Below are 15100 nucleotides of genomic sequence, written 5' to 3'. Positions count from 1 at the left end.
AGTTTGTACTTATGCTATCTTATACCGAAGAAAACTATTTAAAGGCCTTATTGAAGCTGAGCTTTCAGAATGAAGAAAAGCCAGAGGCGGGAACTAATGAAATGGCTGCCTATTTAGGTGTTAAACCTGCTACTGCTACCGACATGCTGAAAAAGCTGAAGGAGAAGAACCTGGTTACCTATCAAAAGTATGGCAAAATACTACTTACAGATATTGGTAGAAAAAATGGTATTGCCATATTAAGAAAACACCGACTTTGGGAAACATTTCTATATGAAAAGCTGGATTTTAGTTGGGATGAAGTTCATGAAGTGGCAGAACAGCTTGAGCATATACAGTCGGCAAAACTGGTAGACAAGCTTGAAGAGTTCCTCAACTTTCCTGAATTTGATCCACATGGAGACCCTATTCCAAAAGCAAACGGAGATATGCCTGCAATTGCAAAAACACTGTTATCAGAATTAAATGCTAACCAGAATTGCACAGTTGCTGCCGTTAAGGACACATCAACACTATTTCTTCAGTATCTTGAAAAATTAAAGATTACAATTGGCACTAAAATAAAAGTACTTGAGGTTATTGCTTTTGATGGTTCATTAAATATTCAGATTGAAAATGAAGAACCCAGAAGTGTATCAATGAAATTTGCTGAGAGTTTATTTATCAACCAACTTCCATAACATCCATTATATGTCAACCGAAATAAAATGTCCTAATTGCGCGCACACATTCCCAATTGAAGAGGTGATGGCTGAGGAGTATAAAAAAGACCTCAGGGAGAAGATGGTTACCTTTACCAAACAAAAAGAAGAGGAATTTGCTAAAAAGCAAAATGAGTTCCTTGTGCTCCAAAAACAACAGGAGCTTGCTTTTGAGCAGCAGCAAAAAAAACAGGCTGAGACTTATGAGCAAAAGTTAAGTGAAGAAAAAAAACAACTGCAAACCGTACTGGAAGAAAGTTTACGTAAAAGCATAGCAACAGATTTTGAGAACAGGCTACAGATACTTGGTAATGCAAATAAAGAAAGCGAAGAAAAGTTAAAGTCTGCTCGCGCTAAAGAGCTCGATTTCTTAAAAAAGGAAGAGGCTATGAAGCAAAAAGAAGAAGAAATGGAGCTTCAGCTACAACGTAAACTGCAGGAGCAACGTGCAGATATGACAGAGCAAATCAGGAAACAAGAGGCAGAAAAAAACAGCATAAAGGAAACCGAGCATCAACTAAGGGTAAAAGAACTGGAAAAACAACTCGACGACCAAAAAAAACTGGCCGAAGAGATGAAGCGTAAAGCAGAACAAGGTTCTATGCAACTACAGGGCGAGGTACAGGAATTAATTCTGGAAGAACTACTTAGAAACGCATTTCCTTTTGATCTGATAGCTGAAGTTGGTAAGGGAGTAAGGGGGGCCGACTGCGTTCATCATATCAGAAACCAATTTGGGCAGGAATGCGGTAAAATTATATATGAAAGTAAGCGCACCAAAGACTTCTCGATGGAGTGGATTGAGAAATTAAAAAAAGATATGCGTAGTATGGGGGTCGATGTTGCAGTTATAGTTACCCAGGCATACCCAAAAGGAATGGATTGTTTCGGTGAAAAAGATGGGGTTTGGATTTGCTCATTTGATGAGGTAAAGGCTGTTTCATATATCCTTAGAGATGGTATTGTGAAGTTATTCAGCGCATCAAAATCTCAGGAAAACCGTGGAGATAAAATGCATATGCTCTACGATTATCTGACCAGCAATGAATTCTCTGAACAATGGAAAGCCATTAGAGAAGGTTTCATGAGCATGAAACTATCTATCCAGAGAGAGCGTGATGCTATGGAAAAATTATGGAAGGCCCGCGAAAAACAACTTGAAAAGGTATTGTTAAATGCAGCACATATAAGAGGATCTATTGAAGGTATTGCAGGAACAGACAGCATACAGCTCAGCCTTACTGATGACGAAGATGATCCGCTATTATTAGAGTAATCATATTATGATATACGCAAAAAAGAAAGTACAGCAAACTGCTCATTTGGCCGCTCAAACGGCCAAAATTATTGCGAACGTAAAAGAGCTTCAAGAAAAAAACTTATTAAGAATTGAAGGTAATGAAGTATATGTATATCCTGAAATTCTTAAAGATAAACCAACAGCATTAAACTGGATTAAATGCCTGCATTTATACTGTATGCTAAAAAAACGCTTTAAAGAAAGTGATTCTCTTTTCTTTAAAGATTTTACTACCGGAGAACAGATAGGAGCCTATAAAAATAAAAAAGCAAATGTTTCTATTTTTACCTGAAACCAACTATATCCATTTAGTTTTTCGCCAGTTTTCTTGTTTTTCAAAGTCCAGAAACGTCCAGGCTACAAACCTGCTTACCTTTTGCCCCTGAGCCATCTCAATTGTTCTTACCTCAAACGCATTAAAATTCTGAATCGCTTTATAAATGAACGGAAGGTTACTGCTCTTTGAAACCAAAGTTGAAAACCAAAAACATTGATTAGCAAAAGCAACACTTTCTTCTACCATTTTCCTGATAAATCCTACTTCACCCCCATCATACCATAGCTCTGTATTTTGTCCACCAAAATTCAACGTCACTTCCTTGCCTTTTTGCTTGCCTAAATTTTGCAACTTCCTTTTTGTACCAGATTGAGCCTCTTCAGCAGAAGCATGAAAGGGAGGATTACACATAGTAAAATCAAACAGCTCGCCAGGCTTTATAATACCCTTAAAAATATGTTGTTTATTACTTTGCGCCCTACAGGTTATAGCATTAGTAAGCCCCGAATTTGAAGATATAATTGCTTTTGCAGCTTTTATGGCCCCAGGATCTATTTCAGATCCTACAAAGCCCCAACCATATTCCTGATGACCTATAATCGGATAAACACAGTTAGCGCCCAACCCAACATCTAAACCCTTAACTAACTTTCGTGTTGGTATTACACCATTATTAACAGAAGCAAGCAGGTCTGCCAGGTAATGCACATAATCTGCCCTCCCAGGTATTGGCGGACAAAGGTATCCGGCAGGAATATCCCAATGTGAAATACTATAAAAATGTTTAAGAAGTGCTTTATTAAGACTTTTAACCGCTTCGGAATTAGAAAAATCTATAGATTCATCTCCATATGAATTCACTGCAACATAGTTTTTCAGTTCCGGATAACTTTTAATTAACTCAGGAAAATCATACCTGAAGCGATGTTTATTTCTTGGATGGAGTGATGTTTTTTCTGCAGACATTCGTATAAAATTAACCAAAGTTAAGCGTTCTAACTAAACAATTGGATATATAAGAAAGCATGACGTACTTTGCATCTATAATTTTTCAACTTTTAAAGGTACTATGCTTAAGTTTATCAAGGGATTTGGCTATGCGTTTTCAGGTATTGTTTATGCCTTTAAAACACAGCTAAATTTTAAATTTCATATTGCTGCCCTGCTTGTAACCGCCGTTGCCGGATGGCATTTTACCTTATCTGTAAATGAATGGCTTTGGATAATTGCCGCTGCCGCTATCGTTTTAATAACAGAATTATTGAATACAGCTATAGAAGTACTGGTTGATCTGGTTTCGCCAGATATTAACCCTAAAGCAAAGATCATTAAAGATGTGGCTGCAGCAAGTGTATTGATTGCTGCTATAGCTGCAGCAATAATTGGTTTGATCATTTTCATTCCAAAAATCTTTTAACCCATGCTGCATAAAACCCGGGGCATTGTTTTAAAAACCACACTTTACAGCGAAAGTAGCGTAGTTGTACAGATTTTTACTGAAAAGTTTGGCATTCAATCCTACATGATCAACGGCGTTAAAAAACCTAAGGCAAAGATCAGGATGAACATGCTCCAGCCGCTACACCTTGTAGACATGGTGGTTTATCATAAAACCAATACCAGTATTCAGCGTGTTTCGGAACTCAGGCCTTCCCCTATTTTCAATAGCATCCCTTATGATGTTATAAAAAGTACAATGGCCATATTTATTAACGAGGTATTATACAAGAGTATAAGGCAGCAAATGGCTGATGAGCAATTATTTGATTTTATATTTAATGCCATTTGCTGGTTTGATGAAAACAATGAAACTAATGTAAATTTCCACCTGGCTTTTTTACTTAAGTTATCACGACACTTAGGTTTCGCACCTAATATGCAAACAAAAAGCGACCAGAGCTATTTCGATTTACAGGAAGGAGAATTTAAATCGATGCTCCCAATACATGGCCATTATTTAGAGAAATCTGATGCGATTCTCTTTATTTCTCTATTTACTGCGCCTTTTGAAAAAATAAATCAAATAAAAATAGAAAATAAAACGAGAAGGCTCATTCTAGATAAAATACTGATTTACTACACCTTACACACCGCATCTTTTGGAGATATCCGATCACATCAAGTTTTAGAAGAAGTCCTTTCTTAAAATCTCACAAAAGTTTTGGAGTTTTAAATTAGAGGTGTATATTTGCACTCCCTAACAATCAGGGATTATTACAGCCTACTCAGCTGGCTTTTTTTGCAAAAGAGTAGAACCAAAGGGGAGATTAGCTCAGCTGGTTCAGAGCACCTGCCTTACAAGCAGGGGGTCACTGGTTCGAACCCAGTATCTCCCACCAAAAACCTAACGAGGACTCGAAGGTTAAGAACAACAGCTTACTCAGCTGGTTGTTTTAAACAAAAGAGTAAAAGAACCAAAGGGGAGATTAGCTCAGCTGGTTCAGAGCACCTGCCTTACAAGCAGGGGGTCACTGGTTCGAACCCAGTATCTCCCACCATAATGGACAACCTCGGATAATTCCGAAGTTGTCCATTTTTTTTGCCCTGGCAATTCCTTCTTCACCCCTATTCGCGAGAATAGATTGGCCTAAACCATCCGCTGGGCGTAACTTTTCTGTGATTATTGATATAGATGCAAGCAAAGGAATTTTAAAACTTACTTTTTAGTTATATATTGAGCTAACCAAATACGCTCTCATGAAGATTCTGCTCGCATTGCTTACAATCTGCTGCATCTTTACTGTTCCCACTGCCGCACAAAATTCCTTTACTGTAAAAGGTCTGGTTATCGACACGACTACTCATGTTAAAATTCACGAAGCAACAATTATAGTACTTGATGGCCAGGATTCCATTCTGCAAAAATTCACTTATAGCAACAAGGGTGCTTTTGAACTTAATAACCTAAGACCAGGTAAATTTCTAATTTTCGCTACTTATCCAGACTACGCAGATTTTGTTGAACATTTTACATTAGATGAAGCAAATCCTGTGCACGACTTTGGAAATATCATGATGATTCTAAAATCAAAGCTGCTTAATGAAGTTATTATTAAAGCAAGGGTAGCTGCCATTAAAATAAAAGGTGATACTACAGAATTTAATGCCTCTGCTTACGCAACGCAAAAAAATGCAAAGGTAGAAGACCTGCTGAAGCAATTACCAGGAATGAGGATCAATCAAAGTGGTGTTATTATTTTTCAGGGTGAAACTGTAAGTAAGGTTCTTGTAGACGGTGAAGAGTTTTTTAGTGACGACCCTTCTCTGGTAACTAAAAATATAAGAGCCGATATGGTAAGCAAAGTGCAGGTTTACAATCAGAAAAGTGAACAGGCAAAGCTCACAGGTATTGAAGATGGTGTAAAAGTTAAGACAATCAACGTTGTACTTACCGAGGATAAGAAAAAGGGTCTTTTTGGCAAAGCCGATGCAGGTTATGGCACAGATGATTATTATACAGCCCAACTTATGGCTAATAAATTCAGTCCTAAACAGAAGGTCTCCGTGTATGGGAATATCGGCAATACCGGAAAGGTAGGGCTGAGTGGAGAAGACAACAACAAATTCGGTGATGGATATAGCCAGGGTGATTATGGGGGCAATGGAATTCCCCTGGCGCGTGACGCCGGTGCACATTATAATAATAAATGGAATAAAGACAATCAGTCTATCAACGTGAACTATAAAGCTGGCGCATTAACTACAGATGCCGTTTCCAGTACCATAAGTCAAAACAATCTGCCGGGTAATTTTAACACAAGCAGCAGGAATGGTGTAAATCACCGCTACAACTTTAACCAGTCCTTCAATGGCAGATTTAACTCTAAAATTGATTCAACAGCAGATATTAGTACTAATATTAATGCATACCGTGCTGAAGGCAACAACAAAAGTTATCAGACGGGTTCGACCTTGCGAGGCAATGGCGTTCTACAAAATACAAACACAAATTCAACAATAGGTGAGAACATGTTTGAATCCTTTGCTGCGAACGCAAGGTATACAAAAAGATTTAAAAAGAAAGGCAGAAGTATTTCCATTAACACAGGTGGCTCTTTGGATCGGAGTAATAGCAAAAACAATCAGAAGTCGGAATTGAAATATTATAATGAATTGGGTGTGTTAGACAGCACAAGTACCATCGATCAGTTTAAGCCCTATATTTCCAATGCGAACAGGCTCTCAGCTGGTTTTTCGTACACCGATATGCTGACTAAGGCTATTTCGATTACCGCAGGATATAATTTTTCCAGAAGTATCACCACAAACGACCGAAGATCTTTTAATCTATCAGGTGCCAACCGGTACGAAGAGCTTGATTCTGCATTCAGCAGTGATTTTAAGTTAGTAAATCTCTCAAGTTTATACAGCTTAAGTGCAAATTATTCATCAGGCAAGTTATCCGCAGGTGCAAGTACCAGTCTTGCAGATGCCAGCTATAAACAGGAGGATCAATTTATTGATTTTGTGATGAACCGCAAGTTCATCAACCTCCAGCCAGGGGCCTATCTGAGATATCAGTTAAGCAAGGCGGCATCACTCTCCTTAGACTATAATGGAAACACTAACCTGCCCTCCTCCTATCAATTACAGCCACTACGTCAGAACAGTGATCCGCTAAACATAAGTCTGGGCAACCCGGATTTGAAATCTTCCTTCAGCAACCGTTTTTCTTATAATTATAGGGTCTACCAACCAACGCGTGACCAGGGAATCAATTTTAACGGAAATTACAGCTTTACAACTAATGCCATTGTAAGTAACAGAGTTACTGATTCAGCTGGTGTAAACACGCTGAGCTACTCAAACCTACGCGGTGGCAAGCCCAGTTACTGGAATATGTACGCTGAACTATATGGACATGCAACCAAGCTTGATTTTATACTTTACATTAGCCTCAACGTTAATGGGAATGCCTATTTTAACTATGTAAACAATACATTGAACAAGACCAGTACAGTAGAATATAAACCACAAATCGACATAGGGAAAAATACAGCAACCTATTCCTATGGTTTCAGTATAGGATCAAATTATGTGGTCAGCTCATCATCGCTGCAATCTGTAAATAATAACAGAAAAGGTTTTTTTAGCAATGCTAGCTTTTACACCAAACTACCCAATAACTTCTTTATAGGAGCGGATGCTCAATACAACTACATGGCAAAAAACCGATTGTTTAACCGCAATTTTGAGCGGCTCATTGCCAATGCTTATTTTGGAAAAAATTTCCTTAAAGAGGAAAACCTGAAACTGACAATTAGGGGAAATGACCTATTTAATCAAAATACAGGATATGAACGTTACAGTTCAGCAGATGGCTTTACTGAGTCAAGAAATACAACCATTCGCAGATATTTCATTCTATCCTTAACCTGGGACTTTACAAAGTTTGGTAAATCACTTCAAAAACAACAACCATGAAACAGTTAGTTATTTTGCTGATTTGCATATTCACAACAAAAAGTATTTATGCTCAAAATAAACACTTTATTACCAGTGGGGTAATAGAATTTGAGCGAACCATGAATATGTTTGCGCTGGTCAAAAAAAAGGTGACAAAACACAGTATGGAGAATAAAGCTTACTATGAAAAGTACTTGCAAACTGAGCCTCAATTCAGGGTACTGAAGAGTAGTTTGACCTTTAATACCGGTAGTTCTCTTTTTACGCCCGTGGCCGCAAAAAATGTTCATTGGTGGTATGATACCCCAATGGCAAATCAGGTCAATATTGTATTTTCTGACTTGAAAAATGGAACGAGCACCATTCAAAAAGAATTCTATGAACGTACTTATCTTGTGAAGGATAACTTACGGAAAATTAAATGGAAAATAACTGAGGAAACACGAATAATTGCTGGTTATGAATGCCGGAGAGCCAACGGGCTGATGCTCGATTCTATCTACGTAGTTGCTTTTTATACAGAAGAGATTCATGTACCAGGTGGTCCTGAATCCTTCAACGGACTGCCGGGAATGATTCTGGGTATTGCTGCTCCACATGAAAATGTGACCTGGTTTGCAACCAAGGTTACAGAAACTAACGTTGAGCCGAAAAACATTGAGCCGCCAAAAAAGGGCAAGGCAGTAAATAATGAACAAATGCATGAAGAGATTATGAAAGCTTTAGCCAACCAGGGAGACCATGCAATTGTTCAACTTAAAGGGCTTTTGTTATAACATTTCCAACTTGCGTACTTTCCTTAAAAACTAATATTATGTGTATTTTTTATTTCTGCCATAACAAAAGTACTGTGGGTACTCCCTATACTTTCAACTGAGCCCAGTTTGTTAAAAACAAAATCCTGATAATGCTTCATGTCCCTTGCATACACTTTTAGGATAAAATCATAATCGCCCGAAATATTATAGCACTCCACCACTTCATCAATTTCAAGAATGTCGGCTACAAAGTGATGGCCTATTTTTTTGTCGTGCTGTTTAAGTTTGATATTGCAAAAAACAATGAATCCTTGATTGAATTTCTCTGCATCCAAAATCGCAATATACTTTTTGATGTATCCGTTATTCTCTAATCTTTTCATCCGTTCAAAAACCGGTGAAGGAGAAAGATTTACCATCGCTGCCAGCTCTTTATTTGTATGTTTTGCATTGTTAGCCAATATCTTCAGGAGCAATAAATCTGTTTCGTCTAATTCGTTCATAGAATATTTTTCTTTGTGACGAGTAAAAATAATGTATTATCAGCAAAAAACACCAAAACAAATAACAAAACCAGACAATATATCTAAATATCATCTTCTGAAAAGATATATAATCTTCAAATGTATCTTTGTTAAAGTTTAAAACTGATTTGTAATAATTAAAGTTCTTTACATATTTCAACCATCGGAAAAGGTTTTACTTAGCTGTAAATTAATAGGGAACTGTGTGTAAATCACAGACTGTCGCGCAACTGTAAGTAACAGATCAAACTGTTATAAGTCAGACCCCTGCCTGCTCTGCATGCTGAAATCATAAAGGGCCTTTTACAATGATTATTAACCATTTAAAAAGTTGAAAAAAATGTTAACACAAAATCTGGGTTACCCGCGCATTGGTAGCCAAAGACAACTAAAAAAAGCCTGCGAACAATATTGGGCAGGTAAAATTGACCTTATAGAATTGAATAAGGTAGCCCGTACCATAAAAGAGCAAAACTGGCAAACCCAATTAGAATCAGGAATCGATTTGATCCCATGTAACGATTTCAGTTATTACGATCAGGTATTAGATACCAGTTTACTGTTGGGTGTTATTCCGCAGCGTTACGCTCCAGTACTTTCGCAAGTAAAAGACAATAATGAGATTGATCTTTATTTTGCTATGGCACGTGGCTATCAGAAAGACGGCCTTGACATTACCGCCATGGAAATGACCAAATGGCTAGATACCAATTATCACTATATAGTTCCTGAATTTACGGCGAACCAGCAATTCAAAATTTTCAATGAGAATATATTTGGCGAATACAACAGCGCTAAACAATTGCTTGGAGACAAAGCAAAGCCAGTATTAGTTGGCCCGGTAAGTTATTTACTAATAGGCAAAGAAAAAGAACAAGGATTTGAAAGAGTTGACCTGATCAGAAATCTTGTTCCGGTTTATATAGAAATCATCAACCGCCTGAAACAACAAGGCGCCTTATGGGTGCAGCTAGACGAACCTTGCCTGGCATTAGACCTTTCTAAAAAGGAGAAAGAAGCATTTGATTACGCTTATCGTGCCATTGCCAATCGCGTAAGTGGTATTAAACTGCTTGTTGCCACTTATTTCGAGGCCTTGCTAGACAACACTGAGTTGGCCGTAAATCTTCCGGTTACTGCATTACATATTGACCTGGTACGTGCACCTGAGCAATTGGATGAAGTGCTTGCGCTGATTCCAGATAATCTGCAACTCTCTGTAGGTGTAGTAGATGGACGTAATGTTTGGAAAAACGACTATGAAAAGTCATTATCTTTAATCAATAAAGCAGTTGAAAAACTAGGTGCAAACCGCGTGATCATTGCTCCATCGTGCTCACTGCTGCACAGCCCAATTGACCTGGAACTGGAAACTGCGATTGACCCTGAAATCAGAAACTGGATGGCTTTTGCCAAACAAAAACTAACTGAAGTAAGCGAAATCCGTCAGATTGCTGAAGGAAATACTACTCTGCTTGAAGCCAATAAAGAAGCTATTAAAAGCAGACGATCATCACAAAAAGTACACAAGCAAGTAGTTAAAGATCGTATTGCAGCGATCAGTGAAGCCGATGCAACTCGTAACAGCCAGTTTCCTATACGCCAGCGCTTACACCACGAAAGATTTAATTTCCCGGCTTTTCCAACAACAACCATCGGATCATTTCCGCAAACTGACGATATCCGTCAACTACGCGCAAAGTTCAAAAAAGGTGACCTTACACTTGAACAGTATGATCAGGCAATAGAACAGGCTACCATAGATGCCATCCGCTGGCAGGAAGAGATTGGCCTGGATGTGTTGGTTCATGGCGAGTTTGAGCGCAACGACATGGTTGAATACTTTGGTGAGCAGCTAGATGGCTTCCTGTTTACTAAAAATGGATGGGTACAAAGTTATGGCAGCCGCTGTGTAAAGCCACCGGTAATTTATGGTGATGTAAGCCGCCCTGAAAACATGACTGTACGATGGAGCAAATTTGCCGCTGCACAAACTGATAAACCAATGAAAGGAATGCTTACCGGCCCGGTAACGATCCTGCAATGGTCATTCGTCCGCGACGATCAGCCACGTGAAACTACAACCAACCAGATCGCCTTTGCAATCCGAGATGAAGTATTGGCATTGGAAGAAGGGGGAATTGGCATAGTTCAGATTGATGAGGCTGCTATCCGCGAAGGCCTGCCATTAAGAAAAGCCAAGCATCCGCATTATCTTAACTGGGCAGTAAAAGCTTTCCGCATTACAGCAAGTGGTGTGCAGGATAAAACCCAGATCCACACCCATATGTGCTATAGCGAGTTCAATAACATAATTGAACATATCGCAGCAATGGATGCTGATGTGATCACCATTGAAACTTCCAGATCACAAATGGAGCTATTGCAGGCCTTTGCTCATTTCGAATATCCAAACGAGATTGGCCCGGGTGTATACGACATCCACTCGCCACGTGTACCAACTACCGGCGAGATGGCTTCATTACTTGCTAAAGCGGCTGATTTATTACCTGCACGTAACCTTTGGGTTAATCCAGACTGTGGTTTAAAAACCCGAAAATGGCCTGAAACAAAAGCAGCGCTCGAAAACATGGTTGCAGCCGCTAAACAGGCCCGCGAACAGATCAGCGTAGAAAGTATATTATAATTACTATAATACTGCAGGCGTTAAAACTGCCTGCAGTATAAATTATAAACGCCCAAACATATGTTCCTAGATAAGATCAAATCCGGTCAGTCCGGAATTTTAACTTATGGTATCACCCCACCAAAATCAGAAACAAGTCCGGAGAGAGTTGCCGAAATTGCCAATAGAACCATGGCACGGCTTATCCCTTTGGATATTGATGCACTAATTGTATACGATGTGCAGGATGAATCGGCCCGGACTTCTGAAGAAAGACCTTTTCCTTTTTTGAATGCTTACGATCCGTTCACCTTTGCCAGTAAATATCTCGGAGATTTTGAAATCCCCAAAATCATCTACCGCCCTGCTGGTAAGTTTTCGGCAAAGGAACTTTCCAATTGGCTAAATGATTTGCATGAGTACGGCTTTTATCCCGTTTTTGTTGGCGTACCAGCACCTGATTTTCCCGTTAAAATTAGCTTGACTGATGCATACGATTTATGGCGAACACACGAAAAACACTCTGTAATAGGAGCCGTAACTATACCCGAAAGACATGAAGTATTAAAAGATGAAGACAAACGTATATTAGGCAAGGCAGCTTGTGGGGTATCCTACTTTATATCCCAATGCATATTTAATGTTGATTACGCAAAAAAAGTGGTTGATGACTTGTGCCAAACCTGCCGCGAACACCAGACCGTACCACCCACTATAATTTTTACACTTACAGCCTGTGGTTCAGTCAAAACCCTGCATTTTATGGAGTGGCTTGGCATACATATTCCGGATCAGCTGAAAGAAGAGCTAAGGCATACAGATAATATGTTGGAAAAATCAGTCAGCGTTTGCCTTGATATCGCTACTGAACTCATTGCATTTTGCGCTGAACGCTGCGTACCATTTGGATTTAATATTGAAAGCGTAGCTATAAGAAAAGATGAAATTGAAGCATCAATTCAAATGGTAAATCAAATTGCTGAAATGCTGGAGCAGAAAGGTATTCGAAAAACGGCAGCTGTACCAGTACAAAAAGTGATTAGACTGTAATAAATTCACATCAATTCAGTAATGAGTCTATGTTTTCATCGAAAAAATATGGACTTTGATGAAACAACACCTACTGGCACTGTACATCTTACCTAAACTCATGCTATTTGAAATAAAATAATGTAACCTGTTATTTAAATTGGTATCATTATTCATATTTTTACTACCAATTGAGAAACTAGTTGAAATGAAAAGAAAACTATCATTAATTGAAGGAACCATGTATGCAGGTGGCCAAACAGCAGTAAATGTTGTTTCTTCTGTTAAAATTAAAGGCTCAATTCAAGAATCTGGCTTGCATGCCGCATTGCTGAAAATTCAAAATCGTCATTCTTTATTAAGTTGTAATATCGAAGATGAGGCAGGCATACCCTACTTTATTGAACAGAATCCGGCTCAAAGAATTGATGTACGCATAGTTAACCGACAAACAGATAAAGATTGGGAAAGGGAATCGATAACAGAATGCCTCACTCCCTTTAACACCAGGAATGATACTTTGGTGAGGCTGGTATGGCTAAAATCAGAAGATTTTTCTGATCTGATCATTGTAGGTCATCATTGCATATGTGATGGCAAATCAATTCTGAACCTTTTAGATGAAACATTGTCTTTGTTAGACGATCCGGAAAAAGAAATAGGCACCTATAAATCTTTTTCGTCTATTCAGGATTTTATTCCTGCCGAAATCAGGAACAGTAAGGCCAATAGGTTAAAGATTCAATTATTTTCTAAAGTTGCAAAACTTGCTTTACTGGCTGTTGCCTTTAAAAAAGAGATTAAAAGAGAAAAGCCATTTTTTTTACATTGGAAACTTAGCAAGGAAGAATCATCCCTAATTATTGAAAAATGCAAAGCCGAAGATTCTTCTGTACATGATGCACTAAGTGTGGCCTTTTTAAAAGGATTTAAAGAAATTAAAACCATAAAATCGTACTCCAGGCTTTATTGCGCTGTAGATATGCGTAAATTCCTCCCTGAGGTCAAAAGCAATATGCTCTTTGCCTTTCCGGCAATGGTTGGGCTAAATCTGACGAACAAAAAAAACAATGATTTTTGGAGCCAGACCCGGGATTTTAAAGATGACCTGGCTAGAAAAATTGGGGACATGGATGTAAACACTGTATTGTTGTATAGTGAGTGCCTGTTACCTTCATTACCAAGAATGACCAGATATGCAAAAGCAGATAAAGGAGCTCATGATTTTACGCTTTCGAATATGGGAAAAGTAAACATCAGCGAAAAATATGGTGCATTGGAAATCGAATCGTTACAATCTCCTTCAACTATTTTTCCCTTTGGTAATCCAACAACGCTATTCACAACTTATTTTAAGGGGCAAATTGACTTCATATTTACTTCGGATGAGCATTTTATAAGGCATGAAGATGTACTAACCTTAAAAAAGACTGCGATAAATATGATTATATCTTAATGATGATTAATCCTGCTTTTTCAGATGCTTTAACATCGTAACCAATTACCTTAATTTCATCTATAAAATAATTGGTACAACACCCGCCAGAACCTTCTCTTATATTTACTTCCATGGGTATCACTACATCAGCACCAACTTTTAGTATAATTTTACGACTCTTTTCACTATCTATACTAATATTAAATATGTTAATATTATTTTCTGAAATAAAGTTCAAATAAACGGCTTGGTTAGCCTCATCGGTTAACTGAATACTTTTTGAATCATACTTTTTAGAGGTAAATACATTTACTCCGGTTTCAGAATCAATGAGTTCAACAGAAAAAACCGGGGGACCGGTTACGCAAGCTATCCCATCACAACGATCGCATCCATTCATTAGTAGAATGATGAAAACGGAGGCAATCATAAAAATGTTTCTCATAAAGAGCGTTATAAAGCGGTAAATATTACTTCAATATAGCCACATTTTTTAATCTGCGCGAAATAAATGATTAAGTTAATTATTTATTTATATTTAGAAAACGTTGAAAATCACTGAAATGTAAATATGAAATTACTAAAACTAATCGCCCTCTCTGCAATAACTTTAGCGTCCTGCTCTCCAAAGCCCGATGCCAAGAAAAGCGCACCAGCACAATCTATAAATGGCACATGGAAACTTGTATCGGCAAAAGTTATCACTAAAGGCGATACCCTCAGTACTTTCCCGGTCGAAAACCAAGAGATGATTAAAGAGTTTAATGGTACTCATTTTGCCTTTTTTAAGCATGACATTAGCAAAGGAAAGGGCAAAGAAGCCACCTTTGATGCAGGTAGTGGCACATACACATTAAATGGCGATAAATACGAAGAACATCTGCAATATTGCAGCTTTAGAGATTGGGAAAACCTCAAATTCAGTTTTACGGTAAAAATCAGCAATGATACGCTGGTGCAACGTGGCATTGAAAAAATAGATAGCCTGAATGTTAACCACGAGATTGTAGAAACCTACGTTAGGTTACCTTTATAAGCATA

Annotated in this window: 14 protein-coding genes, 2 tRNA genes and 1 riboswitch; of the genes, 13 read left to right on the top strand and 3 right to left on the bottom strand. The window is 38.2% G+C overall.

From position 1 onward, the window contains the following. The first annotated feature begins 11 nt into the window (after positions 1-11). The 3 genes from CPT03_RS20805 to CPT03_RS20795 are packed head-to-tail and all read left to right on the top strand — an operon-like array spanning position 12 to position 2293. Positions 12-680, top strand: a complete 669-nt coding sequence (locus CPT03_RS20805) for a metal-dependent transcriptional regulator (RefSeq protein ID WP_099440627.1) — start codon at positions 12-14, stop codon at positions 678-680. Between the two features lie 10 nt (positions 681-690). Beyond that, the gene (locus CPT03_RS20800; RefSeq protein ID WP_172954203.1) at positions 691-1977 is read left to right on the top strand and encodes a DUF2130 domain-containing protein; all 1287 of its coding nucleotides are present in this window, start codon (positions 691-693) and stop codon (positions 1975-1977) included. A 7-nt stretch (positions 1978-1984) separates the two neighbouring features. Then, the gene (locus tag CPT03_RS20795; protein ID WP_099440625.1) at positions 1985-2293 is read left to right on the top strand and encodes a hypothetical protein; all 309 of its coding nucleotides are present in this window, start codon (positions 1985-1987) and stop codon (positions 2291-2293) included. Between the two features lie 6 nt (positions 2294-2299). On the opposite strand, the gene rlmF is transcribed toward CPT03_RS20795, so the two are convergent. Beyond that, positions 2300-3244, bottom strand: a complete 945-nt coding sequence (gene rlmF / locus CPT03_RS20790; RefSeq protein WP_099440624.1) for a 23S rRNA (adenine(1618)-N(6))-methyltransferase RlmF — start codon at positions 3242-3244, stop codon at positions 2300-2302. A 103-nt stretch (positions 3245-3347) separates the two neighbouring features. On the opposite strand from rlmF, the gene CPT03_RS20785 reads away from it, so the two are divergent. From CPT03_RS20785 to CPT03_RS20760, 6 genes are all read left to right on the top strand, one after another. Beyond that, entirely contained in the window at positions 3348-3695 is a 348-nt protein-coding gene (locus tag CPT03_RS20785) for a diacylglycerol kinase family protein (RefSeq protein WP_099440623.1), read from the top strand. A 3-nt stretch (positions 3696-3698) separates the two neighbouring features. Then, positions 3699-4424 (top strand): DNA repair protein RecO, encoded by a 726-nt coding sequence (gene recO, locus CPT03_RS20780; RefSeq protein WP_099440622.1) that lies wholly within the window; start codon positions 3699-3701, stop codon positions 4422-4424. A gap of 115 nt (positions 4425-4539) precedes the next feature. Then, a tRNA-Val gene (locus CPT03_RS20775) sits at positions 4540-4617 on the top strand. Positions 4618-4698: 81 nt separating this feature from the next. Then, positions 4699-4776: transfer RNA gene (locus tag CPT03_RS20770), tRNA-Val, on the top strand. A 199-nt stretch (positions 4777-4975) separates the two neighbouring features. Next, positions 4976-7702: a TonB-dependent receptor gene (locus CPT03_RS20765; protein ID WP_099440621.1), complete on the top strand. Its 2727-nt coding sequence runs from the start codon at positions 4976-4978 to the stop codon at positions 7700-7702. Then, entirely contained in the window at positions 7699-8460 is a 762-nt protein-coding gene (locus CPT03_RS20760) for a GLPGLI family protein (RefSeq protein ID WP_099440620.1), read from the top strand. The genes CPT03_RS20765 and CPT03_RS20760 overlap by 4 nt, the downstream gene beginning before the upstream one ends. A gap of 23 nt (positions 8461-8483) precedes the next feature. Here CPT03_RS20760 and CPT03_RS20755 read toward each other — a convergent pair whose 3' ends face one another. Beyond that, entirely contained in the window at positions 8484-8945 is a 462-nt protein-coding gene (locus tag CPT03_RS20755; RefSeq protein WP_099440619.1) for an Lrp/AsnC family transcriptional regulator, read from the bottom strand. 174 nt (positions 8946-9119) lie between these two features. Further along, positions 9120-9256: riboswitch (cobalamin riboswitch) on the top strand. A gap of 50 nt (positions 9257-9306) precedes the next feature. Here CPT03_RS20755 and metE point away from each other — a divergent pair. The 3 genes from metE (at position 9307) to CPT03_RS20740 (ending at position 14077) form a co-directional block, all read left to right on the top strand. Further along, the gene (gene metE / locus CPT03_RS20750) at positions 9307-11613 is read left to right on the top strand and encodes a 5-methyltetrahydropteroyltriglutamate--homocysteine S-methyltransferase (RefSeq protein ID WP_099440618.1); all 2307 of its coding nucleotides are present in this window, start codon (positions 9307-9309) and stop codon (positions 11611-11613) included. 60 nt (positions 11614-11673) lie between these two features. Continuing rightward, complete coding sequence (locus CPT03_RS20745) at positions 11674-12642, top strand: methylenetetrahydrofolate reductase (protein WP_099440617.1); 969 nt, start codon at positions 11674-11676, stop codon at positions 12640-12642. Between the two features lie 187 nt (positions 12643-12829). Further along, complete coding sequence (locus CPT03_RS20740; protein ID WP_099440616.1) at positions 12830-14077, top strand: condensation domain-containing protein; 1248 nt, start codon at positions 12830-12832, stop codon at positions 14075-14077. Here CPT03_RS20740 and CPT03_RS20735 read toward each other — a convergent pair. Next, positions 14067-14504 carry a hypothetical protein gene (locus CPT03_RS20735; RefSeq protein WP_099440615.1) on the bottom strand — a complete coding sequence of 146 codons (438 nt, stop codon included), beginning with the start codon at positions 14502-14504 and terminating at the stop codon, positions 14067-14069. The genes CPT03_RS20740 and CPT03_RS20735 overlap by 11 nt on opposite strands. A 126-nt stretch (positions 14505-14630) precedes the next feature. Here CPT03_RS20735 and CPT03_RS20730 point away from each other — a divergent pair, with 126 nt between their 5' ends. Beyond that, positions 14631-15095, top strand: a complete 465-nt coding sequence (locus CPT03_RS20730) for a lipocalin family protein (protein WP_099440614.1) — start codon at positions 14631-14633, stop codon at positions 15093-15095. The last annotated feature ends 5 nt before the right edge of the window (positions 15096-15100 follow it).

The organism is Pedobacter ginsengisoli (assembly GCF_002736205.1).
In the GTDB taxonomy this organism is placed as follows: Bacteria; Bacteroidota; Bacteroidia; order Sphingobacteriales; family Sphingobacteriaceae; genus Pedobacter; species Pedobacter ginsengisoli_A.
This window is presented reverse-complemented; position numbering and strand designations above follow the sequence as displayed.

Excerpts from the sequence above, each read along its gene's own strand:
- CPT03_RS20805 (WP_099440627.1), top strand. The coding sequence starts at position 12 with ATGCTATCTTATACCGAAGAAAACTATTTAAAGGCCTTATTGAAGCTG.
- CPT03_RS20800 (WP_172954203.1), top strand. The coding sequence starts at position 691 with ATGTCAACCGAAATAAAATGTCCTAATTGCGCGCACACATTCCCAATT.
- CPT03_RS20795 (WP_099440625.1), top strand. The coding sequence starts at position 1,985 with ATGATATACGCAAAAAAGAAAGTACAGCAAACTGCTCATTTGGCCGCT.
- rlmF (WP_099440624.1), bottom strand. The coding sequence starts at position 3,244 with ATGTCTGCAGAAAAAACATCACTCCATCCAAGAAATAAACATCGCTTC.
- CPT03_RS20785 (WP_099440623.1), top strand. The coding sequence starts at position 3,348 with ATGCTTAAGTTTATCAAGGGATTTGGCTATGCGTTTTCAGGTATTGTT.
- recO (WP_099440622.1), top strand. The coding sequence starts at position 3,699 with ATGCTGCATAAAACCCGGGGCATTGTTTTAAAAACCACACTTTACAGC.
- CPT03_RS20765 (WP_099440621.1), top strand. The coding sequence starts at position 4,976 with ATGAAGATTCTGCTCGCATTGCTTACAATCTGCTGCATCTTTACTGTT.
- CPT03_RS20760 (WP_099440620.1), top strand. The coding sequence starts at position 7,699 with ATGAAACAGTTAGTTATTTTGCTGATTTGCATATTCACAACAAAAAGT.
- CPT03_RS20755 (WP_099440619.1), bottom strand. The coding sequence starts at position 8,945 with ATGAACGAATTAGACGAAACAGATTTATTGCTCCTGAAGATATTGGCT.
- metE (WP_099440618.1), top strand. The coding sequence starts at position 9,307 with ATGTTAACACAAAATCTGGGTTACCCGCGCATTGGTAGCCAAAGACAA.
- CPT03_RS20745 (WP_099440617.1), top strand. The coding sequence starts at position 11,674 with ATGTTCCTAGATAAGATCAAATCCGGTCAGTCCGGAATTTTAACTTAT.
- CPT03_RS20740 (WP_099440616.1), top strand. The coding sequence starts at position 12,830 with ATGAAAAGAAAACTATCATTAATTGAAGGAACCATGTATGCAGGTGGC.
- CPT03_RS20735 (WP_099440615.1), bottom strand. The coding sequence starts at position 14,504 with ATGAGAAACATTTTTATGATTGCCTCCGTTTTCATCATTCTACTAATG.
- CPT03_RS20730 (WP_099440614.1), top strand. The coding sequence starts at position 14,631 with ATGAAATTACTAAAACTAATCGCCCTCTCTGCAATAACTTTAGCGTCC.